The organism is Cellulomonas sp. ACRRI, from assembly GCF_022346185.1.
Classification (GTDB): domain Bacteria; phylum Actinomycetota; class Actinomycetes; order Actinomycetales; family Cellulomonadaceae; genus Cellulomonas.
Genome location: NZ_JAKRMS010000001.1, coordinates 37,093 through 62,594 on the forward strand (window position 1 = coordinate 37,093; position 25,502 = coordinate 62,594).

General features: G+C 74.9%; 24 protein-coding genes. 20 read left to right on the top strand and 4 right to left on the bottom strand.

Annotated elements, in window-relative coordinates:
• Positions 1–42 precede the first annotated feature (42 nt).
• From uvrC to MHY85_RS00220, 9 genes are all read left to right on the top strand, one after another.
• Positions 43–2,148 (top strand): excinuclease ABC subunit UvrC, encoded by a 2,106-nt coding sequence (gene uvrC, locus MHY85_RS00180; RefSeq protein ID WP_239191574.1) that lies wholly within the window; start codon positions 43–45, stop codon positions 2,146–2,148.
• Positions 2,145–3,092 carry an RNase adapter RapZ gene (gene rapZ, locus MHY85_RS00185; protein WP_239191577.1) on the top strand — a complete coding sequence of 316 codons (948 nt, stop codon included), beginning with the start codon at positions 2,145–2,147 and terminating at the stop codon, positions 3,090–3,092. Before uvrC ends, rapZ begins: the two co-directional genes overlap by 4 nt.
• On the top strand, positions 3,089–4,069 hold the full coding sequence (yvcK, locus tag MHY85_RS00190; protein ID WP_239191580.1) for a uridine diphosphate-N-acetylglucosamine-binding protein YvcK: 981 nt from the start codon (positions 3,089–3,091) through the stop codon (positions 4,067–4,069). Before rapZ ends, yvcK begins: the two co-directional genes overlap by 4 nt.
• Before the next feature lie 4 nt (positions 4,070–4,073).
• The gene (gene whiA / locus MHY85_RS00195) at positions 4,074–5,054 is read left to right on the top strand and encodes a DNA-binding protein WhiA (protein WP_239191593.1); all 981 of its coding nucleotides are present in this window, start codon (positions 4,074–4,076) and stop codon (positions 5,052–5,054) included.
• Positions 5,055–5,286: 232 nt separating this feature from the next.
• Positions 5,287–6,291 (top strand): type I glyceraldehyde-3-phosphate dehydrogenase, encoded by a 1,005-nt coding sequence (gene gap / locus MHY85_RS00200; protein WP_154729056.1) that lies wholly within the window; start codon positions 5,287–5,289, stop codon positions 6,289–6,291.
• 136 nt (positions 6,292–6,427) lie between these two features.
• Positions 6,428–7,618, top strand: a complete 1,191-nt coding sequence (gene pgk / locus MHY85_RS00205) for a phosphoglycerate kinase (RefSeq protein ID WP_239191595.1) — start codon at positions 6,428–6,430, stop codon at positions 7,616–7,618.
• A 5-nt stretch (positions 7,619–7,623) separates the two neighbouring features.
• On the top strand, positions 7,624–8,412 hold the full coding sequence (gene tpiA / locus MHY85_RS00210; RefSeq protein WP_239191605.1) for a triose-phosphate isomerase: 789 nt from the start codon (positions 7,624–7,626) through the stop codon (positions 8,410–8,412).
• A gap of 143 nt (positions 8,413–8,555) precedes the next feature.
• Positions 8,556–8,798: a preprotein translocase subunit SecG gene (gene secG / locus MHY85_RS00215; RefSeq protein WP_146837079.1), complete on the top strand. Its 243-nt coding sequence runs from the start codon at positions 8,556–8,558 to the stop codon at positions 8,796–8,798.
• A gap of 13 nt (positions 8,799–8,811) precedes the next feature.
• Positions 8,812–9,168, top strand: a complete 357-nt coding sequence (locus tag MHY85_RS00220; RefSeq protein WP_239191607.1) for an RNA polymerase-binding protein RbpA — start codon at positions 8,812–8,814, stop codon at positions 9,166–9,168.
• A 369-nt stretch (positions 9,169–9,537) separates the two neighbouring features.
• Here MHY85_RS00220 and pgl read toward each other — a convergent pair whose 3' ends face one another.
• The 4 genes from pgl to tal are packed head-to-tail and all read right to left on the bottom strand — an operon-like array spanning position 9,538 to position 13,905.
• The gene (gene pgl / locus MHY85_RS00225) at positions 9,538–10,335 is read right to left on the bottom strand and encodes a 6-phosphogluconolactonase (RefSeq protein ID WP_239191609.1); all 798 of its coding nucleotides are present in this window, start codon (positions 10,333–10,335) and stop codon (positions 9,538–9,540) included.
• A complete protein-coding gene (locus MHY85_RS00230) occupies positions 10,332–11,252 on the bottom strand; it encodes a glucose-6-phosphate dehydrogenase assembly protein OpcA (RefSeq protein WP_239191611.1) in 921 nt (306 codons plus the stop codon). The genes pgl and MHY85_RS00230 overlap by 4 nt, the downstream gene beginning before the upstream one ends.
• Positions 11,249–12,790: a glucose-6-phosphate dehydrogenase gene (zwf, locus tag MHY85_RS00235; protein ID WP_154729050.1), complete on the bottom strand. Its 1,542-nt coding sequence runs from the start codon at positions 12,788–12,790 to the stop codon at positions 11,249–11,251. Before zwf ends, MHY85_RS00230 begins: the two co-directional genes overlap by 4 nt.
• Entirely contained in the window at positions 12,787–13,905 is a 1,119-nt protein-coding gene (gene tal / locus MHY85_RS00240; RefSeq protein ID WP_239191613.1) for a transaldolase, read from the bottom strand. The genes zwf and tal overlap by 4 nt, the downstream gene beginning before the upstream one ends.
• Before the next feature lie 330 nt (positions 13,906–14,235).
• Between tal and MHY85_RS00245 the strand changes: the two genes are divergently transcribed.
• The 11 genes from MHY85_RS00245 to MHY85_RS00295 all read left to right on the top strand — a co-directional run bounded on the left by MHY85_RS00245 (position 14,236) and on the right by MHY85_RS00295 (position 25,438).
• Entirely contained in the window at positions 14,236–15,189 is a 954-nt protein-coding gene (locus MHY85_RS00245; RefSeq protein ID WP_239191616.1) for a heme o synthase, read from the top strand.
• A gap of 31 nt (positions 15,190–15,220) precedes the next feature.
• Entirely contained in the window at positions 15,221–16,231 is a 1,011-nt protein-coding gene (gene xerD, locus MHY85_RS00250) for a site-specific tyrosine recombinase XerD (protein WP_239191638.1), read from the top strand.
• A gap of 29 nt (positions 16,232–16,260) precedes the next feature.
• Entirely contained in the window at positions 16,261–17,127 is an 867-nt protein-coding gene (locus MHY85_RS00255) for a ParA family protein (RefSeq protein WP_158371711.1), read from the top strand.
• Positions 17,111–18,079: a ScpA family protein gene (locus tag MHY85_RS00260; protein WP_374232487.1), complete on the top strand. Its 969-nt coding sequence runs from the start codon at positions 17,111–17,113 to the stop codon at positions 18,077–18,079. The genes MHY85_RS00255 and MHY85_RS00260 overlap by 17 nt, the downstream gene beginning before the upstream one ends.
• Positions 18,076–18,747, top strand: coding sequence for an SMC-Scp complex subunit ScpB (gene scpB, locus MHY85_RS00265; RefSeq protein ID WP_239191642.1), 672 nt, complete (start codon positions 18,076–18,078; stop codon positions 18,745–18,747). The genes MHY85_RS00260 and scpB overlap by 4 nt, the downstream gene beginning before the upstream one ends.
• 509 nt (positions 18,748–19,256) lie before the next feature.
• On the top strand, positions 19,257–19,991 hold the full coding sequence (locus MHY85_RS00270; RefSeq protein ID WP_239191645.1) for a pseudouridine synthase: 735 nt from the start codon (positions 19,257–19,259) through the stop codon (positions 19,989–19,991).
• A complete protein-coding gene (locus tag MHY85_RS00275) occupies positions 19,988–21,115 on the top strand; it encodes a prephenate dehydrogenase (protein WP_239191647.1) in 1,128 nt (375 codons plus the stop codon). The genes MHY85_RS00270 and MHY85_RS00275 overlap by 4 nt, the downstream gene beginning before the upstream one ends.
• Positions 21,112–21,837 (top strand): (d)CMP kinase, encoded by a 726-nt coding sequence (gene cmk / locus MHY85_RS00280; RefSeq protein ID WP_239191651.1) that lies wholly within the window; start codon positions 21,112–21,114, stop codon positions 21,835–21,837. The genes MHY85_RS00275 and cmk overlap by 4 nt, the downstream gene beginning before the upstream one ends.
• Positions 21,834–22,535, top strand: coding sequence for a 1-acyl-sn-glycerol-3-phosphate acyltransferase (locus tag MHY85_RS00285; RefSeq protein ID WP_239191652.1), 702 nt, complete (start codon positions 21,834–21,836; stop codon positions 22,533–22,535). The genes cmk and MHY85_RS00285 overlap by 4 nt, the downstream gene beginning before the upstream one ends.
• Positions 22,536–22,754: 219 nt before the next feature.
• Complete coding sequence (der, locus tag MHY85_RS00290) at positions 22,755–24,323, top strand: ribosome biogenesis GTPase Der (protein ID WP_239191654.1); 1,569 nt, start codon at positions 22,755–22,757, stop codon at positions 24,321–24,323.
• The gene (locus MHY85_RS00295) at positions 24,320–25,438 is read left to right on the top strand and encodes a hypothetical protein (protein ID WP_239191656.1); all 1,119 of its coding nucleotides are present in this window, start codon (positions 24,320–24,322) and stop codon (positions 25,436–25,438) included. Before der ends, MHY85_RS00295 begins: the two co-directional genes overlap by 4 nt.
• Positions 25,439–25,502 lie beyond the last annotated feature (64 nt).

A 25,502-nucleotide genomic window follows, 5' to 3' on the forward strand; every position in this document is an offset into this window, starting at 1 on the left:
CGGCGCGCCCGGCCGTCGGCGCCGCGAACTACGGTGGTCGGCATGGCTGACCCCGCCACCTACCGACCCGCGCCGGGGGAGATCCCGGACCAGCCCGGCGTCTACCGGTTCCGCGACAAGGACGGCCGGGTCATCTACGTCGGCAAGGCCAAGAGCCTGCGGTCCCGGCTGAACTCGTACTTCCAGGACGTCGCCGGCCTGCACCCCCGCACGCAGCAGATGGTGACGACGGCCGCGTCCGTGCAGTGGACCGTGGTCGGCACCGAGGTCGAGGCGCTGGCGCTGGAGTACTCCTGGATCAAGGAGTTCGACCCGCGGTTCAACGTGAAGTACCGCGACGACAAGTCCTACCCGTACCTGGCCGTGACGCTCGCCGACCAGTTCCCGCGGGTGCAGGTCATGCGCGGCGCCAAGCGGCCCGGCACCCGGTACTTCGGGCCGTACGCGCACGCCTGGGCGATCCGGGAGACCGTCGACCTGCTGCTCCGGGTGTTCCCGGTGCGGACCTGCTCGGCGGGCGTGTTCAAGCGCGCGAAGCAGCAGGGCCGGCCGTGCCTGCTCGGCTACATCGACAAGTGCTCCGCCCCGTGCGTCGGCAAGATCTCGCAGGAGGACCACCACGTCCTCGCGGAGGAGTTCGCCGACTTCATGGCGGGCGACACCGCGCGGTTCACCAAGCGGCTCACGGCGCGGATGCAGGAGGCCGCGGCGGAGATGGACTACGAGCGCGCGGCCCGGCTGCGCGACGACATCGGGGCCCTCAAGCGCGCGACCGAGAAGAACGCCGTGGTGCTGTCCGACGGCACCGACGCGGACATCTTCGCGCTGGCCGGGGACGAGCTCGAGGCCGCGGTGCAGGTGTTCCACGTCCGGGACGGCCGGATCCGCGGCCAGCGCGGCTGGGTGGTCGAGAAGGTCGAGGACGTCACCGACGCCCAGCTCGTCGAGCACCTGCTCCAGCAGGTCTACGGCGACGCGCCGGGCGGTGACGCCGGTGCAGCAGCGGCCGGCGCGGCGGCGGGCTCGGTCCCGCGCGAGGTCCTGGTCCCGGTGCTGCCGGACGACCTGGAGCAGGTGCAGGCCTGGCTGTCCGGGCTGCGCGGCAGCCGGGTGCACGTCCGGGTGCCGCAGCGCGGCGAGAAGCACGAGCTGGCGGAGACGGTCCGGAAGAACGCGGAGCACGCGCTCGCGCTGCACCGGACCCGCCGTGCCGGGGACCTCACCACCCGCAGCCAGGCGCTGCAGGAGATCCAGGAGGCGCTGGGGCTGGACTCCGCGCCGCTGCGGATCGAGTGCTACGACGTGTCGCACAACCAGGGCACGTTCCAGGTGGCGTCGATGGTGGTGTTCGAGGACGGGCTGCCCCGCAAGAGCGAGTACCGGACGTTCGGCATCCGCGGCCCGGAGGGCACCGGCGCGCGCGACGACACCGCGGCGATGCACGAGGTGATCACCCGCCGGTTCCGCCGCTACCTCGCCGAGCGCGAGCAGGCGGGGGACCTGGAGCTCGGGCTGGGGGAGGACCAGGTCGCCGAGGCGCTGGCGGACGCCGACGCCGGACCGGTGCGGTCGGGCCCGATCGACGAGACGACCGGCCGCCCGCAGCGGTTCGCGTACCCGCCGAACCTGGTCGTGGTCGACGGCGGTCCGCCGCAGGTCGCCGCCGCCGCGGCCGCCCTGGCGGAGCTCGGCATCGACGACGTCGCGCTGTGCGGCCTGGCCAAGCGGCTGGAGGAGGTGTGGCTGCCGGGGGAGGACTACCCGGTGATCCTGCAGCGGTCGTCGGAGGGGCTGTACCTGCTGCAGCGCGTCCGCGACGAGGCGCACCGGTTCGCGATCACCGCGCACCGCAAGAAGCGCAGCAAGGGCATGACCGTGTCGGCGCTGGACACCGTGCCCGGGCTCGGCCCCGCGCGGTCGGCGGCGCTGCTGAAGCACTTCGGCTCGCTCAAGCGGCTCAGGGCGGCGACGGCGGAGGAGATCGCCACCGTGCCCGGCATGGGCGCGCGCACGGCGGCGGCCGTGGTGGCGGCTCTCGCCGGCGCCGCCGAGCCCACGGGCGTCCCCGGCCCGGCCGCCGACCCGGCGACCCCGGCCGCCGACCCGGCGACCCCGACCGGCGGTGCGCCTGGCATGCTGGGCGCATGAGCGACGAGACCTCGCCGATCACCGTCCCGCACGGCATCCCCGCGATCGAGGCGGCGACCGAGGCGCCCCGCGTCGGGCAGCCGCACGTCCTGATCATCACCGGCATGTCCGGCGCCGGCCGCACCCGCGCCGGCGCGGTCCTGGAGGACATGGGCTGGTACGTCGTGGACAACCTGCCGGCGCAGATGCTCACGCACCTGGTCGGCATGCTGACCCACGGCGGGCCGCCGAGCGCGGACCTGCGGATCGCGGCCGTGGTGGACGTACGGGGCCGGGAGTTCTTCGCCGACCTGCTCGCCGTGCTCGCCCAGCTCCGCGAGTCCGGCATCGACTACCGGATCCTGTTCCTCGACGCCTCGGACGAGGTGCTCGTGCGCCGGTACGAGCAGGTGCGCCGCCCGCACCCGCTGCAGGGCGAGGGCCGGATCCTCGACGGCATCACCGCCGAGCGCAGCCTGCTGCAGGACATCCGGGAGCGCGCGGACGTGCTGATCGACTCCTCGGAGACGAACGTGCACGAGCTCGGCCGCATCGTGCGCGGCGCGGTGTCCTCGGAGCAGGAGGAGGACGCGCTGCGGGTCAACGTCCTGTCCTTCGGCTTCAAGTACGGCATCCCGCTGGACGCGGACCACGTCGTCGACGTCCGGTTCCTGGCCAACCCGTACTGGATCACCGAGCTGCGGCACATGTCCGGCCGGGACGCCCCCGTGCGCGACTACGTGCTCGGCCTGCCGGGCGCGGTCGACTTCGTGGACCGGTACGTCGACGCACTGGAGCCGGTGCTCGCCGGGTACCTGGCGGAGGAGAAGCGCTACGTGACGATCGCGGTGGGCTGCACGGGCGGCAAGCACCGCTCGGTCGCGATCAGCGAGGCCATCGCCGAGCGGCTGCGCCACCGGGGCCAGCGCGTCACCGTGGCCGCGCGCGACCTCGGCAAGGAATGAGCCCGTCCCGCGACGGGCACCCCGCGTTCGTCGCCCTGGGCGGCGGGCACGGGCTGTCCGCGTCCCTGTCGGCGCTGCGTCGCGTCACGGACCGGCTGACGGCGGTCGTGACGGTCGCGGACGACGGCGGCTCCTCCGGGCGGCTGCGCGACGAGCTCGACGTGCTGCCGCCCGGCGACCTGCGCATGGCGCTGTCCGCGCTGTGCGACGACTCCGACTGGGGCCGCACCTGGCGCGACGTCCTGCAGCACCGGTTCACCTCGGCCGGCGACCTGGACAAGCACGCGGTCGGCAACCTGCTGATCGTGGCGCTCTGGGAGCTGCTCGGCGACACCGTGGACGGCCTCGACTGGGTCGGCCGGCTGCTGGGCGCGCGCGGCCGCGTGCTGCCCATGGCCGCGGTGCCGCTGGCGATCGAGGCGGACGTGCGCCGCGCGGACGGCTCCGTCGAGCTGGTCCGCGGGCAGAGCCACGTGGCCGTCGCCCGGGACCCGATCGAGGCGGTGCGGCTGCTGCCGGACCGCCCGCCGGCGCTGCCCGAGGCCGTGGCGGCCGTCGAGGAGGCCGACTGGGTCGTCCTCGGGCCCGGGTCCTGGTACACCTCCGTGATCCCGCACCTGCTCGTGCCGGACCTGGCGGCCGCGCTGCACCGGACCCGGGCCCGCAAGATCGTGCTGCTCAACCTCAGCCCGGACGCGGAGACCGCGGGCATGGGCCCGTGCGAGCACCTCGACGCGCTGCGGCAGCACGCGCCGGAGCTCCGGCTGGACGCGGTCATCGCGGACCCCGGGTCGGTGGAGGACGTCGACGAGCTCGAGGAGCGCACCCGCGCGCAGGGCGGCCGGCTCCTGCTGCGGCAGGTCCGGCGCGGCGACGGCACGCCCCGGCACGACGCGCTGCGGCTGGCCGCGGCGATCAGCGACGTGGTCGAGGGCTACCTCGGCGACGTCGGCGCACCCCAGGGAATGGCAGGATGACCGCATGGCTCTGACGGCACAGGTGAAGGACGAGCTTGCGCGGCTCCAGGTCGACAAGACGTCGTGCCGGAAGGCGGAGGTGTCGGCGACGCTCCGGTTCGCGGGCGGGCTGCACATCATCTCGGGACGGATCGTCATCGAGGCGGAGCTGGACACGGGCATGGCGGCCCGCCGGCTGCGCACCGCGATCGCCGAGGTGTACGGCCACCAGTCCGACGTCGTCGTGGTGTCCGGCGGCGGCCTCCGTCGCGGCAACCGGTACGTCGTGCGGGTGGTGAAGGACGGCGAGTCCCTCGCCCGGCAGACCGGCCTGCTGGACAACCGCGGGCGCCCGGTGCGCGGGCTGCCGCCCCAGATCGTGTCCGCGGGCGTGCAGGAGGCCGAGGCGGCGTGGCGCGGGGCGTTCCTCGCGCACGGCTCGCTGACCGAGCCCGGCCGGTCCTCGGCGCTGGAGGTCACGTGCCCCGGCCCGGAGGCCGCGCTGGCGCTCGTCGGTGCGGCGCGCCGGCTGCAGATCCCGGCGAAGGCCCGCGAGGTCCGGGGCGTGGACCGGGTGGTCATCCGGGACGGCGACGCGATCGCCGCGATGCTGGCCCGGCTCGGGGCGCACGACACGCTGCTGGTCTGGGAGGAGCGCCGGGTGCGCCGCGAGGTCCGCGGCACGGCGAACCGCCTGGCGAACTTCGACGACGCGAACCTGCGCCGCTCGGCGCGGGCCGCGGTCGCGGCGGGCGCGCGCGTGGAGCGGGCGTTCGAGATCCTGGGCGCCGACGTGCCCGAGCACCTGCGCGAGGCGGGGGAGCTGCGGCTCGCCCACAAGGAGGCCTCGCTGGAGGAGCTCGGCAAGCTCGCCGACCCCGTGCTCACCAAGGACGCGGTGGCGGGCCGGATCCGCCGCCTGCTGGCGACGGCCGACAAGCGCGCGGCCGACCTCGGCATCCCGGACACCGAGTCCGGGCTGAGCCCCGACCTGCTGGACCTCTAGCGGGCCACGGGGCAGCGGGTGAAAGGCCGTCCGCACCACGGACGGCCGTCCCGCCGGCCAGACCTAGGTCCCTGCGCCACCTCGCGTGCGGGTATAGGCTCTAGGCCATCCGGAGATGTTCTGAGGGTCAAGATCGTGTGACCGCGGCGTTTCCGGAGCGCACACCGGCGTGCGCAGTCCATCACCGCAACAGTGTGCGCTGGCCTGTGCCGGCGCGTGCCGAGGAGGGCAAGTGACCATCAAGGTCGGCATCAACGGCTTCGGCCGCATCGGGCGCAACTTCTACCGGGCCATCGTGGCGTCGGGCGCCGACATCGAGATCGTCGGCGTCAACGACCTGACGGACAACAAGACGCTGGCTCACCTGCTCAAGTACGACACCGTGCTGGGCCGCTTCCCGCTGAGCGTCGACTTCGACGACGACAACATCATCGTCGACGGCAAGAACATCCGCGCCCTCGCGGAGCGCGACCCGGCCAACCTCCCCTGGGCCGAGCTGGGCGCCGACATCGTGATCGAGTCGACCGGCTTCTTCACGGACGCCGAGAAGGCCAAGGCGCACATCGCCGCCGGTGCCAAGAAGGTCATCATCTCCGCCCCGGCGAAGAACGAGGACGGCACCTTCGTCGTCGGCGTGAACCACGAGTCGTACGACCCGGCCACGCAGCACATCATCTCGAACGCGTCGTGCACCACGAACTGCCTCGCCCCGCTGGCGAAGGCGCTCAACGACTCGATCGGCATCGAGCGTGGCCTCATGACCACGATCCACGCCTACACGGGTGACCAGAACCTGCAGGACGGCCCGCACCGCGACCTGCGTCGCGCCCGCGCCGCCGCGCAGAACATCGTCCCGACCTCGACCGGCGCCGCCAAGGCCGTCGCGCTCGTGCTGCCGGAGCTGAAGGGCAAGCTGGACGGCTACGCCCTGCGCGTCCCGACCATCACCGGCTCGGCGACCGACCTCACCTTCACCGCCTCGCGCGAGGTCACGGTGGACGAGGTCAACGCCGCGGTGAAGGCCGCCGCCGAGGGCCCGCTCAAGGGCGTCCTGGCGTACGTCGAGGACGAGATCGTGTCCTCCGACATCGTCACCGACCCGCACCAGAGCATCTTCGACTCGAAGCTGACCAAGGTGTCGGGCGACCTGGTGAAGGTCGTGTCCTGGTACGACAACGAGTGGGGCTACTCCAACTCCCTCGTCACCCTCACCTCCTACGTCGGCGAGCGTCTCTGACCCTCAGCCGTCGGTAGCGACGCACATGCGCCCGCGCACGCCGGGGTCGGCCTTCCGACCCCGGCGTGTCGCGGGCGCCGTCATGGACAGCCCCGGTCGTCGGTCCCGACGGCCCCGCGGAGCAAGGTAGGCAAGCATGAAGACCATCGAGGACCTCGGCGACCTGCGCGGCAAGCGCGTGCTCGTCCGTTCCGACTTCAACGTGCCGCTCGACGGCACGACCATCACCGACGACGGCCGCATCCGCGCCGCGCTGCCCACGCTGAAGGGCCTGCTCGACGCCGGCGCCCGCGTGGTCGTCACCGCGCACCTCGGCCGCCCGAAGGGCGAGCCCGACGCGAAGTACTCGCTGGCCCCCGTCGCCGCCCGCCTCGGCGAGCTGCTCGGCCAGCCGGTCGCCCTCGCGCAGGACGTCGTCGGCGACTCCGCCAAGGCGACCGTCGCGGCGCTCGAGGACGGCCAGATCGCGCTGCTCGAGAACATCCGGTTCGACGCGCGCGAGACGTCCAAGGACGACGCCGTGCGCGGCGAGCTCGCGGACGAGCTGGCCCAGCTGGCCGACGCGTTCGTCTCCGACGGCTTCGGCGTCGTGCACCGCAAGCAGGCGTCCGTCTACGACGTCGCGCTGCGCCTGCCGCACGCGGCCGGCACGCTCGTCCTGACCGAGGTCGAGGCGCTGCGCAAGGCCGTCGAGGACCCGGAGCGCCCGTACGTCGTCGTGCTCGGCGGCTCGAAGGTCTCCGACAAGCTCGGCGTCATCGCGAACCTGCTGACCAAGGCCGACAAGCTGCTCATCGGCGGCGGCATGATGTTCACCTTCCTCAAGGCCCAGGGCCTCGAGGTCGGCTCCTCGCTGCTCGAGGAGGACCAGGTCGAGACGGTCAAGGGCTACCTCGCGCAGGCGCAGGAGTCCGGCGTCGAGATCGTCCTCCCGGTCGACGTCGTCGCGGCCGACGGCTTCGCGGCCGACGCCCCGCACGAGACCGTCGACGCGGACAAGATCCCCGCCGGCAAGATGGGCCTGGACATCGGCCCGAAGTCGGGCGAGCTGTTCCGCGCGGCCATCCTCGACGCGAAGACCATCGCCTGGAACGGCCCCATGGGCGTGTTCGAGTTCCCGGCGTTCGCCGAGGGCACCAAGGCCGTCGCGCAGGCGCTCGTCGACACCGACGGCTTCTCCATCGTCGGCGGCGGCGACTCGGCCGCGGCCGTGCGCCGGCTCGGCTTCGACGAGGCGGGCTTCGGCCACATCTCCACCGGCGGCGGCGCGTCGCTGGAGCTCCTCGAGGGCAAGACCCTCCCCGGCATCGCGGTCCTGGAGGACTGATCCACATGGCACGTACCCCCCTGATCGCGGGCAACTGGAAGCTCAACCTCGACCACCACGAGGCCGTGCACCTGGTGCAGAAGCTCGCGTGGACCCTGAAGGACGCCAAGCACGACTTCGGCACCGCCGAGGTCGTCGTCCTGCCGTCGTTCACCAACATCCGCTCCGTGCAGACCCTGGTCGACGCGGACAAGCTGGAGATCGGCTACGGCGCGCAGGACGTGTCGCAGCACGCGTCCGGCGCGTACACCGGCGAGGTCTCCGCCGCGCAGCTCGCGAAGCTCGGCGTGACCTACGTGGCCACCGGCCACTCGGAGCGCCGCGAGTACCACGGCGAGTCGGACGCGGTCGTGGCGGCCAAGACGGTCGCCGCGCTCGGCGCCGGCATCACCCCGATCGTGTGCGTCGGAGAGGGCCTGGAGATCCGCAAGGCGGGCACCCACGTCGAGTACACGCTGACGCAGCTCGAGGGCTCGCTCGCGGGCGTCACCGAGGAGCAGGCGAAGACCGTCGTCATCGCCTACGAGCCCGTCTGGGCCATCGGCACCGGCGAGGTCGCCACCCCCGAGGACGCCCAGGAGGTCTGCGAGGCCATCCGCGGCAAGCTCGCCGAGCTGTACTCGGCCGAGGTCGCCGACGCCGTCCGCGTGCTCTACGGCGGCTCGGTCAAGTCCGGCAACGCCGCGCAGATCATCGGCAAGCCCGACGTCGACGGCGCGCTCGTCGGCGGCGCGTCGCTCGACGCGGAGGAGTTCGCCAAGATCGCGCGCTTCTCCGAGCACGTCGGCGCCTGAGCCACCCCGGCCACCCGGGCGACGCGCCCCCGGTCCGGCCTGTCGTGCTGGATTCCCCGGGGCTGCGTCGCCTACCCTGGACCGCGGTCCACCCGACCGACCCCGCCCGGGGGTCCCCGACAGCGAGAAGAGCCAGACCCGCCGTGACAGCCCTCACCATCGCCCTCCAGGTCCTCCTGGTGGTCACGAGCCTGCTGCTCGTCCCGCTCGTCCTGCTGCACAAGGGCAAGGGCGGTGGTCTGTCCGACATGTTCGGCGGCGGCATCACCAGCAGCGCCGGGTCCTCCGGCGTGGCCGAGCGCAACCTCAACCGCATCACCGTGGGCGTCAGCCTGGTGTGGGCGGTCGTGATCGTGCTGCTCGGTCTCATCGAGCGCGTGAGCTGAGGGAGACGACCCAATGGCGAGCGGAAGTGCGATCCGCGGGTCCCGCGTCGGTGCGGGCCCCATGGGCGAGGCCGAGCGCGGCGACGCCGCCCCCCGCATCTGGATCTCCTACTGGTGCGCGAACGGCCACGAGACCCGCCCGTCCTTCGCGGAGGAGGCGGCGGCCGAGGCCCCCGAGATGTGGGACTGCCCGCGCTGCGGGTTCCCCGCCGGCCAGGACGAGGCGAACCCGCCGTCCCCCGTGCGCAACGAGCCCTACAAGACCCACCTGGCCTACGTGAAGGAGCGCCGGTCCGCCGAGGACGGCGAGGCGATCCTCGACGAGGCGCTGGCCGCGCTCCGCGCGCGCCGTCGCGGCGGGGTGCGCTGACCCAGCGCCCGCACGCAGCACCCGGCCGAGGGCCCCGCAGCACGAGCTGCGGGGCCCTCGGCGCGTCCGGGCTCGCCTCCAGGCCGTCGCCTCTCCCCGCGAGGTCGGGGGTTCCGCCCGAGGTCGTCGGTTGCGCCACCGCCGGAGCGGCCGGAACCGACGACCTCGACCAGGGGGCGGGCGTGAGGCCGGGCCGGGCGCGGACATCCGCCGGTCCGGACGACCCGGCGCGGCATGCCGAGGTCGATGGTTCCGGGCGAGGTCGCCGATCGCGCCGGCGCCCGGGTGGCGGAGCCGGCGCGGGACGGCCGAGGGCCCCGCAGCCACCCGGCTGCGGGGCCCTCGTGCCGTGCGGGGGAGTGCCGGCGGCTACGCGGCGCCCTGCGACGCGCCGACCTCGGCGACCGCGGCCGCGTCGACCAGCCACAGGGTCGCCTCCGTGCCGCGGGCGCCCGCGGCCGGGGTCGTCGCCACCGGCGCGTCGGACAGCGCCGACGCGACGGCCGCCGCCTTCTCGGCGCCCGCCGCGACGACCCACACCTCGCGTGCCGCGCGGATGGACTCGAACGTCAGCGAGACCCGCTCGGGCGGCGGCTTGGGGGAGCCGTGGACCCCCACGGTCGGGACGCCGGTGACGTCGACGCCCTCATGCCCCGGGAACAGCGACGCCACGTGGCCGTCGGGGCCCATGCCGAGCATGAGCACGTCGAACGTCGGCACGTCGGCGCCCTCGGGCGCGAACGCCGCGAGCTCGGCGGCGTAGGCCGCGGCCGAGTCCTCCGGGGTCGCGATGCCGGCTCCCGCGTCGAGCGGTCGCATCGGGTGCACGTTCGCCGCCGGCAGGGCGTCGCCGAGCCCGTCGATCAGCGCGGAGCGCGCCTGGGTCTCGTTCCGGTCGGCGTCGCCGTCGGCGAGGAACCGCTCGTCGCCCCACCACAGGTGCACGCCCGACCAGTCGACGGCCGCGCGGGCCGGCGAGGCGGCCACCGCGGCGAGCGTCTTGATCCCGACGGTGCCGCCGGTGAGCACGACGTGCACGGGCGCGGCGGCCGACTGCAGGTCGACGAGCCGCGTGATGAGCCGCGCGGCGGTCGCCTCGGCCAGGGTGTCCGCGTCCGGGTGCACGAGCACCGTGCGCGGGGCGCCCGTCCCCGTGGCGGCCGTCACGCGCCCACCTTCGTCAGGCCCTTGCGCAGCACCTCGCCGTAGACCTCGTCGGCGTCGAGCCGGCGGAGCTCCTCGGCCAGGCACTCGCGCAGCTGCCGGATCGGCAGGGCGATCCGGTGCTCCGGCTGGTCCGGCTGGCGCAGGGCGGCGGTCTTGCCGTCGGGCCGGTCGAGCACGATGGGGCCGGACTTCCGCTCGAGCCGCACCTGGGTGATCGCCGGGGCGTCGGCCTGGCGCTCGATGTCGACCGGGCAGTTCAGCGCCCAGCCCAGCCACGCCGCCATGAGGTCGACGGACGGGTGGGTGCTCTCGCCCGACACGACGGCGCGGGTGACGGGCTCGAACGGCGGCTGGTCCAGCGTCGCCGCGATCAGCCCGCGCCACAGGGTGGTGCGGGTCCACGCGAGGTCGGTGTCGCCCTCGGCGTAGCCGCCGGCGAGCCGGTGCAGCGCGTCCGAGGGGTCGGTGCACTCGGTGCTGTCGGTGATCCGGCGCCGGGCGAGCTGGCCCAGCGGGTGCTGGGACGGGTCGTCGGGCACCCGGTACGGCCACCAGGCGACGATCGGGGCGTCGGGCAGCAGCAGGGGGAGCACGAGGGTGTCCAGGTGCCGTGCCTGCGCGGCGGACGGGTGCAGCAGCACGACCTCGGAGGCGCCGGCGTCGCCGCCGAGCCGGATCTGGGCGTCGAGCTCGGAGTCGTCGCCCTCGGGGCCGGACTCGGTGAGCACGATGACGCGGCAGGGGTGCTCGCGGCTCGCGTCGTTGGCGGCCGCGATGGCGGCCTCGGGGTCGTTCGCGCCGACGTCGATGAGGAGCGTCAGCACGCGCCCGAGGGCGACGGCGCCGCCCTCCTCGCGCTCCTGCACCAGCCGCTTGTTGATGTCCCGGGTGGTCGTCTTGGGCAGGTCGATGATCACGGTCGCCTCCAGGTCCGTCCGTCGCGCTCCATCATGCGGTCGGCCGACTCCGGCCCCCAGGTGCCGGCGCGGTACGGCTCCGGCTTGCCCTTGCTCGCCCAGTACTGGGTGATGGGGTCGAGGATCTTCCAGGAGAGCTCGACCTCCTCGTGCCGCGGGAACAGCGGCGGGTCGCCCAGCAGGACGTCGAGGATGAGGCGCTCGTAGGCCTCGGGGGACGACTCGGTGAACGCGTGGCCGTAGCCGAAGTCCATCGTGACGTCGCGGACCTCCATCGCGGTGCCCGGCACCTTGGCGCCGAACCGCAGCGTGACGCCCTCGTCGGGCTGCACGCGGATGACCAGCGCGTTCTTGCCGAGCTCCTCGGTCGCGGTGGACTCGAAGGGCAGGTGCGGCGCCTTCTTGAACACGACGGCGATCTCGGTGACGCGGCGGCCGAGGCGCTTGCCGGTGCGCAGGTAGAACGGGACGCCGGCCCAGCGGCGGGTGTCCACGTCGACGCGGATGGCGGCGAAGGTCTCGGTGGTCGAGTTCGGGTCGAAGCCGCCCTCGTCCAGGTAGCCGACGACCTTCTCGCCGCCCTGCCAGCCCTCGGCGTACTGCCCGCGGGCGGTGTGCTTGCCGATGTCCTTGGGCACGCGCACCGCGGACAGGACCTTGATCTTCTCGGCCGTCAGGTCGTGCGCGTCGAACGTGACCGGCTCCTCCATCGCCGTGAGGGCGAGGAGCTGCAGCAGGTGGTTCTGGATGACGTCGCGCGCGGCGCCGATGCCGTCGTAGTACCCGGCGCGGCCGCCGACGCCGATGTCCTCGGCCATCGTGATCTGCACGTGGTCGACGTAGTTGGCGTTCCAGATCGGCTCGAACAGCTGGTTGGCGAACCGCAGCGCCAGCAGGTTCTGCACCGTCTCCTTGCCGAGGTAGTGGTCGATGCGGAACACGTCGTCCGGGTGGAACACCGAGGACACGACGTCGTTGAGCTCGCGGGCCGACTGCAGGTCGTGGCCGAACGGCTTCTCGATGACGACGCGGCGCCAGGCGTCCTCGACGGACTCCGAGAGGCCGGAGCGGGCCAGCTGCTTGCAGACCACGGGGAACGCGCTCGGCGGCACCGACAGGTAGAACGCGTGGTTGCCGCCGGTGCCGCGGGTGACGTCGAGGTCCTCGACGGTCTTGCGCAGCCGGTCGAACGCGTCGTCGTCGTCGAAGGTGCCCTGGACGAACCGGATGCCCTCGGACAGCTGGCGCCAGGTCGACTCCCGGAACGGGGTGCGGGCGTGCTCCTTCACGGAGTCGTGCACGATCTGCGCGAAGTCCTGGTCCTCCCAGTCGCGCCGGGCGAACCCCGTGAGCGCGAAGCCGGGCGGGAGCAGGCCGCGGTTGGTGAGGTCGTAGACCGCGGGCATGAGCTTCTTGCGGGCGAGGTCGCCGGTCACCCCGAAGATCACCAGGCCCGAGGGCCCGGCGATCCGGGGGAGCCGGCGGTCGCGCGGGTCGCGGAGCGGGTTGTGCTCCGCGGTGACCTTCGCGGGCCTCACTCGGCCACCTGCTCCAGGCCGCCGCGGACGGTGTCGAGCAGCTCGGCCCAGGACTTCTCGAACTTGTCGACGCCCTCGCGCTCGAGCTGGTCGGTGACCTCGTCGATCGCGATGCCGAGGCCGGCGAGCCGGTCGATGACGTCCTGCGCCTCGGCCTGGGTGCCGGTGACGGTGTCGCCGCGGAAGTCGCCGTGGTCGGCGACGGCCTGCAGCGTGGCCTCGGGCATGGTGTTGACGACGCCGGCGACGACCAGCTCGTCGACGTACCGGGTGTCGGGGTACGCCTTGTCCTTGACGCCCGTGGACGCCCACAGCGGACGCTGCGGCTTCGCGCCGGCCGCGGCGAGGGCCTGCCAGCGGTCGCCGGCGACGACCTCCTCGTAGACGCCGTAGGCGAGGCGGGCGTTGGCGATGGCGGCCTTGCCGCGCAGCTCCGCGGCCTCGGGGGAGCCGAGCTCGTCCAGCCTCGGGTCGATCGCCGCGTCCACGCGGGACACGAAGAACGACGCGACCGAGGCGATGGGGGCGAGGTCGTGCCCGTTGGCCTTCGCCCGCTCCAGGCCCTCGAGGAACGCGTCGAGCACGGCGCGGTACCGCTCGAGGGAGAAGATCAGCGTGACGTTGACGCTGATGCCGTCGGCGAGCACCTCGGTGATCGCGCGCAGGCCGTCGAGCGTCGCGGGGATCTTGATGAACAGGTTCGGCCGGTCGACGGTCGACCACAGCGCGCGGGCCGAGTCGACGGTCGCCTGGGCGTCGTGCGCGAGCCGGGGGTCGACCTCGATCGACACGCGGCCGTCCACGCCGTCCGTGGCGTCGTAGACGGGGCGCAGCACGTCGGCGGCCTCGCGCACGTCGTCGGTCGTGATCGCGAAGACGGCGCCGTCCACGTCGGTGCCCTGCGCCCGCAGCTGCTTCAGCTGCTCGTCGTAGGACTCGCCCTTGGCCAGCGCGCTCGCGAAGATCGTCGGGTTCGTCGTGACCCCGACGACGCGGCGCCCGGCCACGAGGTCCTTCAGGTTCCCGGTGCGCAGCCGCTCCCGGGACAGGTCGTCCAGCCAGACCGCGACGCCCGCGTCGGCCACCCGGTCGAGCGGCGTGATGCCCTCTGTCATCGTCGTGCCACCTCACTTCTCGCCCCGGACTCCGGGCCGGGGCGTCGACGGTCGGGCCCGTCCTGACCAGGCCGGGCGCCGCTCACGCCCGGTCCTGATTCCCCCGGGGCCGGGCGTGCGTTTCGAGCCTAGACCCGCCGGGCGGGGGTCCGCCGTCCGGTCCGCCACCGCGAGGGCCCGGGGCGACGGACGTCACACGGCCGGGACCCTGGTCCCAGGCGGTTCACGGCCGCATCTGCTGCCCGGGGGGCCGTACGATGGTCGGGATCATCCGCGGGGCCGTCGGCCGGCGCGGTCCAGCGACGGGCGGAGGACCGGAGCGTGCGCACGATGAGCCCAGCCGCTCCCGCCGGGGCCTCGTCGCGGGCCCCCGGTGCCCGGGCCCAGGACGGCCGGAGCGCGCTGCGGCGCCGCGTGGCGGCCTACGTGGCCCTCACCAAGCCGCGGGTCATCGAGCTGCTGCTCGTCACCACGCTGCCGACGATGATCCTGGCGCAGGGCGGGTTCCCGCCGATCGGGCTGGTGCTCGCCACGCTGGTCGGCGGGGCCGCCGCGGCGGGCGCGGCGAACGTGCTCAACTGCTACCTCGACCGCGACATCGACCAGGTGATGAACCGCACCAAGCGTCGTCCGCTGGTCACGGGGGAGATCACCCCGCGCGCCGCGCTGGTGTTCGGTCTGGCCCTGGGCGTCGGCTCGCTGCTGTGGCTCGCGCTGCTGGTCAACGTGCCGTCCGCGCTGCTCACCGGCGGCGCGATCCTCATCTACGTCGTCGGCTACACGATGATCCTCAAGCGGCGCACGCCGCAGAACATCGTCTGGGGCGGCGCCGCCGGCTGCATGCCGGTGCTGATCGGCTGGTCCTCGGTGACCGGCGGGCTGTCCTGGGCCGCGGTGCTGCTGTTCGGCGTGATCTTCTTCTGGACGCCGCCGCACTACTGGCCGCTGTCGATGAAGTTCCGCAAGGACTACGCCGCCGCCGGGGTGCCGATGCTGCCGGTCGTCGCGGCCGAGTCGAAGGTCGCGAAGGAGATGATCGCGTACACCGTCGCGATGATCGCCTGCTCGCTGCTGCTGGTGCCGGTCGCCGGGATGACCTGGGTGTACGCGGTCGTCGCGACCGTGCTCGGCGTGTGGTTCCTCTGGTCGAACGTCGCGCTGTACCGTCGCGCCCAGGACCCGAGCCGCGGCAAGCTCCGCGCGATGTCGGTGTTCCACGGGTCGATCACGTACCTGTCGCTGCTGTCGGTCGCGGTGGCGGTCGACGTGTTCCTCCCGCTCTGACCCACCGAGACGGCCGCGGGGAGGCACCGGCATGACGGACGAGCAGCCGGCGGCCCCCGCCCTGCGCGCCGCCCTCGACGGCTACCTCGCCCACCTCACCGTCGAGCGCGGGCTGTCGGCCAACACGCTGGCCGCGTACCGGCGCGACCTCAGCCGGTACGTGGACCACCTGGCCGCCGCGGGCCGCGCGTCGGTCGCGGACGTGGCGGAGTCCGACGTCGAGGACTTCCTCACCGCCGTGCGGACCGGCTCCGACGGCCGGGCCGTGCTGTCGGCGTCGTCCGCGAAGCGCGCCGTGGTGGCCGTGCGGGGCTGGCACCGGTTCGCGGTCCTGGAGGGGCTGACCTCCGCGGACCCCGCGCGGGCCGTGCGCCCGCCGAAGCAGTCGCAGGTGCTCCCGAAGGCGATCGGCACCCACGAGGTGGAGCGGCTGCTGGAGGCCGCATCGCTCGGCGACGGGCCGGTCCCGCTGCGGGACCGCGCGCTGCTGGAGCTCGTGTACTCGACCGGGGCCCGGATCTCCGAGGCGGTCGGGCTCGACGTCGACGACCTCGACCTGACCGAGGGCCGCGCCGCCGTGCGCCTGTTCGGCAAGGGCAGCAAGGAGCGGGTGGTCCCGGTCGGGGCGTACGCCGTGGAGGCGCTGGAGGCGTACCTGGTGCGCGCCCGTCCCGCGCTGGCCGCCGCGGGCCGCGGGGGAGCGGCGGTGTTCCTCAACACCCGCGGCGCCCGGCTGTCCCGGCAGAGCGCGTGGGCGGTGCTGCGCACGGCCGCCGAGCGCGCCGGGCTGCCGGGGGCCGAGCACGTGTCCCCGCACACGCTGCGGCACTCGTTCGCGACCCACCTGCTCGCCGGCGGGGCCGACGTCCGGGTGGTCCAGGAGCTGCTGGGGCACGCCTCGGTGACGACGACGCAGATCTACACGAAGGTGACGCCGGACACGCTGCGCGAGGTGTACGCGACCAGCCACCCGCGCGCCAGGCGGGACAGCGCCGCGCGGGTCGCGGCGGGCGCCGCGCGCACCGGCGCGGGAGACGGCTGACCGGCCCGGTGCTCCGGTAGGTTGTGCGGGTGGCACGCGAGGAGACGACCGAGATCGCAACCGACCCGGTGGGCAGGCCCCTGCCCGACTTCCCCGTCCCCGCGCCGCTCGCCGCCCACGGTCCCGCCCGCGTCATCGCGATGTGCAACCAGAAGGGCGGCGTCGGCAAGACGACCACCACGATCAACCTCGCCGCGGCGCTGGCCGAGTACGGGCGCCGGGTGCTCATCGTCGACTTCGACCCGCAGGGCGCGGCCTCGGTCGGCCTGGGCGCGAACCCGCACGAGCTCGACCGCACGGTCTACGACCTGCTGGTGGACCGGCACGCGCGCGTCCAGGACCTGATCCGGCCCACGGAGATCCCGGGCCTGGACCTGCTGCCGGCCAACATCGACCTGTCGGCCGCCGAGGTGCAGCTGGTCAGCGAGGTGGCCCGCGAGTCGATCCTGTCCCGCGTGCTGCGGCCCGTGCTGGACGACTACGACGTGGTGCTGGTCGACTGCCAGCCGTCGCTCGGCCTGCTGACCGTGAACGCCCTCACCGCGGCGCACGGCGTGCTGATCCCGCTCGAGTGCGAGTTCTTCGCGCTGCGCGGCGTGGCGCTGCTGGTCGAGACGATCGAGAAGGTCCGCGACCGGCTCAACCCGCGCCTCGAGGTCGACGGCATCCTCGCCACCATGTACGACCCGCGCACGCTGCACGCCCGCGAGGTCGTCGCCCGGGTGTACGAGGCGTTCGGCGACACGCTCCTGCACACCGTCATCGGCCGCACGGTGAAGTTCCCGGACGCGTCGGTCGCGGCGGAGCCGATCACGACCTACGCGCCGACGCACGCCGGGGCGCACGCGTACCGGCAGCTCGCGCGGGAGCTCGTCGCCCGTGGCGACGCCGCCTGAGACGGCGCCGACCGCCGAGGCCGACGCCGCCGCCCCCGGTGCCCCCGACGACGCGTCGCGGCCCGGGTCCGGCGCCTTCGAGGTGCACCTGGAGAACTTCTCCGGGCCGTTCGACCTGCTGCTGGGGCTGATCTCCAAGCACAAGCTCGACATCACCGAGGTCGCGCTCGCCGCGGTCACGGACGAGTTCATCGCCCACATCCGGGCGGCCGAGCGGGCCGAGGCGGACGGTGGGCGCCCGTGGGACCTGGGGCAGGCGTCCGAGTTCCTGCTGGTGGCCGCGACGCTGCTCGACCTCAAGGCGGCGCGCCTGCTGCCCGCGGGCGAGGTCGAGGACGCCGAGGACCTCGAGCTGCTGGAGGCGCGGGACCTGCTGTTCGCCCGGCTGCTGCAGTACCGGGCGTACAAGGTGGTCGCCGCCGACATCGGCGCCCGGCTCACGGAGCAGGGCCGGCGGCTGCCGCGGACGGTGCAGCTGGAGCCGCACCTGGCCGCGATGCTGCCGGAGCTGATCTGGCAGATCGGGCCGGAGGAGCTCGCGGCGCTGGCCGCGAAGGCGCTGGCGCCCGCGCCCCCGCCGCCCGGCGTGGACCTCAGCCACCTGCACGCCCCCGCGGTGAGCGTCCGGGAGCAGGCGGCGGTGCTCGCCGACCGGCTGCGGCACGGCGGCGCGGCGTCGTTCCGTGCGCTCACCGCCGACGCCGACACGACCCTGCTGGTGGTCGCGCGGTTCCTCGCGCTGCTGGAGCTGTTCCGGGAGGGCGCCGTGGCGTTCGACCAGGTGACGCCGCTGGGGGAGCTGACCGTGCGCTGGACCGGGGCCGAGGACGGCGACGTGGCCGTGGCGTCGGACTTCGACGACGCGGACGACGGGGTGCTCGACGTGCCGGGCGACGCGGTGGTGCCGGGTGCGCCGGACGAGGTGCCGGACCGGGTGGGGGAGGACGCATGACGGACGACGTGACGGCGGTGCCGGCGGACGGGCTGGGCGAGGGCGAGCTGCCCCCGGAGCCCGTGCCGGCGGCGCCCGACGTGCACGACCTGCCCGGCGGCGCCCTCGCGGCGCTGGAGGCGGTGCTGATGGTCGCCGACGAGCCGATCCCGGCTGTGCGCCTCGCCACGGTGCTCGGCCTGCCCACGGGTGAGGTCGTCGACCTGCTGCGCACCCTCGCCGAGGAGTACCGCGGCGAGCACGGCGGCCGCCCGCGCGGGTACGAGCTGCGCCAGGCCGGTGAGGGCTGGCGGATCTACTCGGCGCCGGCGTTCCACCAGGTCGTCGGCCAGTTCGTCCTGGACGGGCAGACCGCCCGGCTGACCCAGGCCGCGCTGGAGACCCTGGCCGTGATCGCCTACCGGCAGCCCGTCACGCGCGGGCAGGTCTCGGGGGTGCGCGGGGTCAACGTGGACGGCGTCGTGCGGACGCTGACCGCCCGCGGGCTGGTCGCCGAGGCGGGCACCGACCCGGGGTCGGGTGCGCTGCTGTACCGGACCACGGGATACTTCCTCGAGCGGATGGGCCTCACGAGCCTCGACGAGCTGCCCCCGCTCGCCCCGTACCTGCCCGACATCGACGCGTTCGACGGGCTGGACGGGGCCGCAGTGACGACAGGAGACGTGTGATGAGTGCAGCAGGACAGGGCGGTCGCGGCCGCGGTGGCGCGGGCGGCGGTGCCCGCGGGGCCGGTGGGTCCGGCGGTCGGTCCGGAGGAGCAGGGCGCGGCGGCGCGGGCGGCGCCGGCCGCTCGGGCGGTGCTGGCCGCTCGGGTGGCGGCGCGGGCCAGGGCGGCGGCCGCTCCGGCGGCGGCGCCGGGTACGGCGGCGGGCGGTCCGGCTCGGGCGGCCAGGGCGGCGGCGCGGGCCGTCCGTCCTCGGGCGGCGGCTACGGCGGCGGCTCCGGGCGTCCCGGCGCCGGTCGCCCGGGCGCGTCGTCCTCGGGTCGCCCCGGCGGCGCCTCGTCCGGTCGCGTCGGGGGTGCGTCGCGTCCGGGCGCCGCGCGCTCCGGCACCGGCGGTCCCCGCTCCGGCGCCCCCCGCGGTGCCGACACCGGCCGCCCGGGCTCGGCCTGGCCGTCCCGCCCGCCGCAGCCGCGCCGGACGCCCCCCCGCGGCCCGCGGCCGACGGACATCGACGTGCACGACCCCGAGGGCGTGCGCCTGCAGAAGGTGCTGGCGCAGGCCGGCCTCGGCTCGCGCCGCGCGTGCGAGGAGCTGATCGCGGCCGGACGCGTGACGGTCGACGAGCAGGTGGTGCTGGAGCTCGGCGTGCGCGTCGACCCGCGCACCGCGGTGATCCACGTCGACGGCCTGCGGCTGCAGCTCGACAAGGACGTCATCACCCTGGCGCTGAACAAGCCGCTGGGCGTCGTGTCGACCATGCACGACCCCGAGGGGCGCCCGTCGCTCGAGCAGTTCGTGCAGAACCGCGAGGAGCGCCTGTTCCACGTCGGCCGGCTGGACGCCGACTCCGAGGGGCTGCTGCTGCTGACCAACGACGGCGAGCTGGCCAACCGGCTGTCGCACCCGTCGCACGGCGTCTCCAAGACGTACCTGGCGACCGTCGAGGGCCGGGTCCCGGCCGGCGTCGGCGCGCGGCTGAAGAAGGGCGTCGAGCTCGAGGACGGGGTCGTGGCGGTCGACGCGTTCCGGGTCGTGGACGCCACGCCGCAGGCGAGCATGGTCGAGATCGTGATCCACGAGGGCCGCAACCGCGTCGTCCGCCGGCTGCTGGAGGAGGTGGGCCACCCGGTGACCCGCCTGCTGCGGACCCAGATCGGCCCGATCAAGCTCGGCGACCTGCGCCCGGGCCGCACCCGCGTGCTCGGGAAGGCGGAGGTCGGCTCGCTGATGACGTCGGTGGGCATGTGAGCACGAACGGCACGGCCGCGGTGGTGACCCGCGGCCCCGTCCGCGTGGTCGGCACGGGGCTGCTGGGCGCCTCCGTGGGCCTGGCGCTGACCGCGCGCGGCGTCGACGTGACGCTGCACGACCCGTCCCGGACGGCGCTGGCCCTGGCCCGCGACGTCGGGGCGGGGCGGCCCGCTGCGGAGGGCGATCCGGAGCCCGCGCTGGTCGTGGTCGCCGCGCCGCCCGACGTGACGGCGGACGTCGTGCGGGCCGAGCTCGCCGCGCACCCCGGGGCGGTCGTCACCGACGTGGCGAGCGTCAAGGGGTACGTGCTGAACGAGCTGCGCGCCGCCGGCGCGGACCTGACCCGGTACGTCGGGTCGCACCCGATGGCCGGTCGGGAGCGCTCCGGGCCTGCCGCCGCGGTGCCGGACCTGTTCGTCGGGCGGCCCTGGGTCGTCGTCGACTCCGGTGAGTCCCGGCCGGACGCGCTGCTCGCGGTGCGCGCGCTGGCGACGGACCTCGGCAGCCTGCCCGTGACGATGGACGCCGCCGAGCACGACGCCGCGGTGGCCGTGGTGTCGCACGTGCCGCAGGTCGCCGCCAGCCTGGTGGCGGCCCGGCTGCGCGGGGCCGAGCCGGACGCGCTCGGGCTCGCGGGCCAGGGGCTGCGCGACGTCACCCGGATCGCCTCGTCCGACCCGGCGCTGTGGACGTCGATCCTCGCGGCCAACGCCGCGGCGGTGCGCGCGGTCCTCGCCGGGTTGCGGGACGACCTCGACGAGGTGCTGGGGGCGCTGGACAGCGCCGCGCGGGCGAGCGGGCCGGAGGACGTCGAGCTGGGCGCCCTGGCGCGGGTGGCCCGGCTGATCGCCGACGGCAACGCCGGCGTGGCGCTCGTCCCCGGCAAGCACGGCGGCGCGCCCCGCGCCTACGCGGTCGTGACGGCGCTGGTGCCGGACCGGCCGGGCGAGCTCGCACGGCTGCTCGCCGACGTCGGCGCGGCCGGCGTGAACCTGGAGGATCTGCGGCTCGAGCACGCGGCGGGACGGCCCGTCGGCATGGCGGCGGTGTCGGTCGACCCCGCGCGCTCGGCGCACCTGGAGGCGGAGCTGACGGCCCGCGGTTGGAGGTTGGTCCGGTGACGACGCACGAGGTGCGGCGACCCGTGGTGGTGGCGATCGACGGGCCGTCCGGCTCGGGGAAGTCGACGGTGTCCCGGCGGGTCGCCGAGCGGCTCGGCCTGGCGTACCTGGACACGGGCGCGATGTACCGCGCCGCGACCTGGTGGGCCCTGCACCGCGGGGTGTCGCTGACCGACGCGGACGCCGTGGCGCAGCTCGTCCGCGAGATGCCGCTGGTCATGGGCGTCGACCCGCGCGAGCCCGGCGTGCACGTCGACGGGCACGACGTCGGCGAGGCGATCCGCGAGACGGCGATCTCCGCGGCCGTGAGCGCCGTGGCCACCAACCTGGAGGTCCGGGCCGAGCTCGGCCGCCGGCAGCGCGCGGAGATCGCGGCGCAGGCGGCGTCGTCGGCGTTCTCGCAGGGCCGCGGCATCGTGGCCGAGGGCCGGGACATCACCACCGTGATCGCCCCCGACGCCGACGTGCGGCTGCTGCTCACCGCCAGCGAGGAGGCCCGGCTGGCCCGGCGCGCCCGCGAGGTGCACGGGTCCGACGACGCCGACGCGGTCGCGGCGACCCGGGACCAGGTAGTCCGCCGGGATGCGGACGACTCGACGGTGTCGCAGTTCCTCGTCGCGGCCGACGGCGTGGTCACGGTCGACTCCTCGGACCTCGACCTGGACCAGACGGTCCAGGCGGTGCTCGACGTCGTGGCGCGCACCGCGGACCTGCACGCGTGACCGGCGGCGCGGACGTGGCGCCGCCGGCGTCCCGCACGGCGGCCGCGGTGCCCGCCTCCCGGCCGGTGCCCGGCTGGGCGCGCGGCATCGGCAGGTTCCTCGCGCACGGCGTCTGGGACGCGCGGGTCGTCGGGGCCGAGCACGTCCCCGCGTCGGGGCCGGTGGTGTTCGCCGCCAACCACACCAGCGTCGTCGACGGGCCGCTGCTGCAGGGCATCACGCCACGCCCGGTGCACATCCTGGTCAAGCACGAGATGTTCCGCGGCCCGCTCGGCGGCGTGCTCCGGGCCGCGCAGCAGATCCCGGTCGACCGGTCCGGCGGGCGTGCCGCGCTGGTCGCCGCCCTCGCGGTGCTGCAGCGCGGCGACGCGGTCGGCGTGTTCCCGGAGGGCAACCGCGGGCGCGGCGACGCGTCGTCGGCACGGGCCGGCGTCGCCTGGCTGGCCGTGCACGCCGGCGCCCCGGTGGTCCCGGTGGCGATCCTCGGGACGCGGCGCACGGGCGAGTCGGTCGGCCACGTCCCGGGGCTCCGGCGGCGGCTGCACGTCGAGCTCGGCGCGCCCCTCGACCTGTCGCCGGCCGCGGGGCAGTCGTGGCGCGAGGCGGTCGGGGCGGGCACGGAGACCGTGCGGGCGGCGCTGTCCGCGCTGGTGCGCGACGCGGCGGCCCGCACGGGCGCGGCCCTCCCGACGGACTGACCCGGCCGCCCGCGCCGCGCGCGCCCGCCGCCCTGGTCGCCCGCAGTGCCCGCCCGCCGGGGCCGCCTGCGTCGCCTGCCCGGGCACACCGAGTGGGCAGCCGACGCGTCGAGTGTGCATCCGGCGGATGCACACTCGACATGTCGGTTGCACAGTCGCTGGGCCGCCCTGCCGGGGCGTGGTTCGTCGCCGGGTGCTCGGTCAGGGAGAATGGTGCCCATGCGTGACAGCGAGCCGGCCCAGCCGACCACCTCCGAGGACCTCGACGGGTCCGCCGTGGAGTCCGACGACCTCGGGAGCGGCCCCGCCGAGGCCGAGCCCTTCGACGGCACCGACGTGACCGCGGAGGCGGAGGACGACGAGGCGCGCGAGCGCGCCCTGCGGGCCGGCCTCGACGACTACGAGCTCGAGGACGAGGACGTCGCGCTGCTCTCCGGCGACGTGGACGACCTCGACGAGGACGGCTCGAACCAGGCGCTGCCCGTGCTGGCCGTCGTCGGCCGGCCGAACGTCGGCAAGTCGACGCTGGTCAACCGCATCCTGGGCCGGCGCGAGGCCGTCGTCGAGGACCGGCCTGGCGTCACCCGCGACCGGGTGTCGTACCCGGCGGAGTGGGCCGGGCGCCGGTTCACGCTCGTGGACACCGGCGGCTGGGAGGTCGACGTCGCCGGCATCGAGGCGCGCGTCGCCGAGCAGGCCGAGGTCGCGATCTCGCTGGCCGACGCCGTGCTGTTCGTCGTGGACGCCACGGTCGGCCCGACGGCCACCGACGAGCGCGTCGTGCGCCTGCTGCGGAAGTCCGGCAAGCCGGTCGTGCTGTGCGCCAACAAGGTCGACGGTCCTCGCGTCGAGGCGGACGCCGCCGAGCTCTGGAGCCTCGGCCTGGGCGAGCCGCACCCCGTCTCGGCCCTGCACGGCCGTGGCACCGGCGACCTGCTGGACGCCGCGATGGCCGCGCTGCCGACCGTCTCGCAGCACGCCACGGCCCGCCCCGGCGGCCCGCGACGCGTCGCGCTGGTCGGCCGACCCAACGTCGGCAAGTCCTCGCTGCTGAACAAGGTGCTCGGCACCGACCGCGTGGTCGTGGACGACACCGCCGGCACCACCCGCGACCCGGTCGACGAGCTCGTCGAGCTCAAGGGGGTGCCGTGGTGGTTCGTGGACACCGCCGGCATCCGCCGTCGCGTGCACCAGACCTCCGGCGCCGACTTCTACGCCTCGCTGCGCACGCAGGCCGCGATCGAGAAGGCCGAGGTCGCGGTCGTGCTGCTCGACGCGTCCCAGCCGCTCACGGAGCAGGACACCCGCGTCATCCAGCAGGTCATCGACGCGGGCCGCGCGCTCGTCATCGCGTACAACAAGTGGGACCTGATGGACGAGGACCGCCGGCCCTACCTGGAGCGCGAGATCGAGAAGGAGCTCGTGCAGATCCAGTGGGCGCCGCGGGTGAACATCTCCGCGCGCACCGGCTGGCACACCGACCGGCTGGTCCCGGCGCTGACCCGCTCGCTGGAGTCGTGGGACACCCGCATCCCGACCGGCAAGCTCAACGCGTTCCTCGGCGAGCTCGTCGCGGCGCACCCGCACCCGCTGCGGGGCGGCAAGCAGCCGCGCATCCTCTTCGCGACCCAGGCCTCGACCCGGCCGCCGCGGTTCGTCGTGTTCGCGACCGGCTTCCTCGAGGCGGGGTACCGCCGGTTCATCGAGCGCCGGCTGCGCGAGACCTTCGGCTTCGAGGGCTCGCCGATCTCGATCTCGGTCCGGGTGCGGGAGAAGCGCAAGCGGTGACCCGCGGGTCGGAGGTCGGTCGGACGGGGGACCGGACGGGCCCGCCGGAGCGGCACCACGTGCTGCGCCGGTCGCCGGTGCTCGTCCTGGGCCTGCCCCGGGACCCCGCCGGGCCCCGGCACGTCGCCGGGTTCCTCGCCGTGACGGTGCTCACGGTCCTGGTGACCCGCGGGCTGCTCGCGCTGACCGGCTTCCCGCAGCTCGGCGGCGACGGCCTGCACATCGCGCACGTCCTGTGGGGCGGGCTGCTGATGGCGGTCGCGGTGGTGGCGGCGCTGTCCTGGGCCGGGCCGGTGGTCCGGCCGCTGGCGGCGCTGCTGGGTGGCGTCGGGTTCGGGCTGTTCATCGACGAGATCGGCAAGTTCGTCACGTCCGACAACGACTACTTCTACGAGCCGACGGCGTCGCTCATCTACGTCGTCGTGGTCGTGCTGGTCCTGGTCGGGGAGGTCATCCACGGCCGGCGGCGCGACCCGCACGAGACCCTGGCCGCGGCCGCCGACCTCGCCGTGGCGGGCCTGGCGGGCGGGTTCTCGCCGCGCGCCCGGCGGCAGGCCCGGGAGCTCGTGGCCGGTGCCGGCGACGTCCGGGGCGCAGCCGAGGTGCGGGCCCTGCTCGACGTGGTGGAGGACGACGCCCGCGAGCTGCCGGACCCGATCAGCGCCGTCTCCCGCGCCGTGGTGGCCGCGTCGCGCCGGGTCGTGCGCGTGCGCTGGCTGCCCCGCCTGACCGTCGGTGTGCTCGCGCTCGTCACGCTGTACACCGTGGTGCGCGGAGTCGTCCTCGTCTCGACCGGCGCGGACCTGCCGTGGTGGGCGATGGTCGGGCTGCTCGCCAGCGGCGCCGCGTCCCTGGCGTGCTCGGCGGTGGGGCTGCGGTTCGTCGGCGAGGACCGGCGGCGGGGCTACGAGTGGTTCCGGCGCGCGGTGCTGGTGAACCTGCTCCTGAGCCAGATCTTCCTGTTCCGCATCGACCAGTGGAGCGCGGTGACCGGCCTGGTGGTCGACCTGCTGCTGCTCGGCGTCGTCGCCGCCGAGCTGGACGTGCTCCGGGGCCGCTCCGGGGACGACGACGTCGCCCGGGACGCCGCGGAGGAGACCGCCCCCGCGCGCTGACCCCCGGTTCCCGCCCCGGGGCCGCCCGATTTGGACCGGGGATGCATCTGGGATACATGTAGTA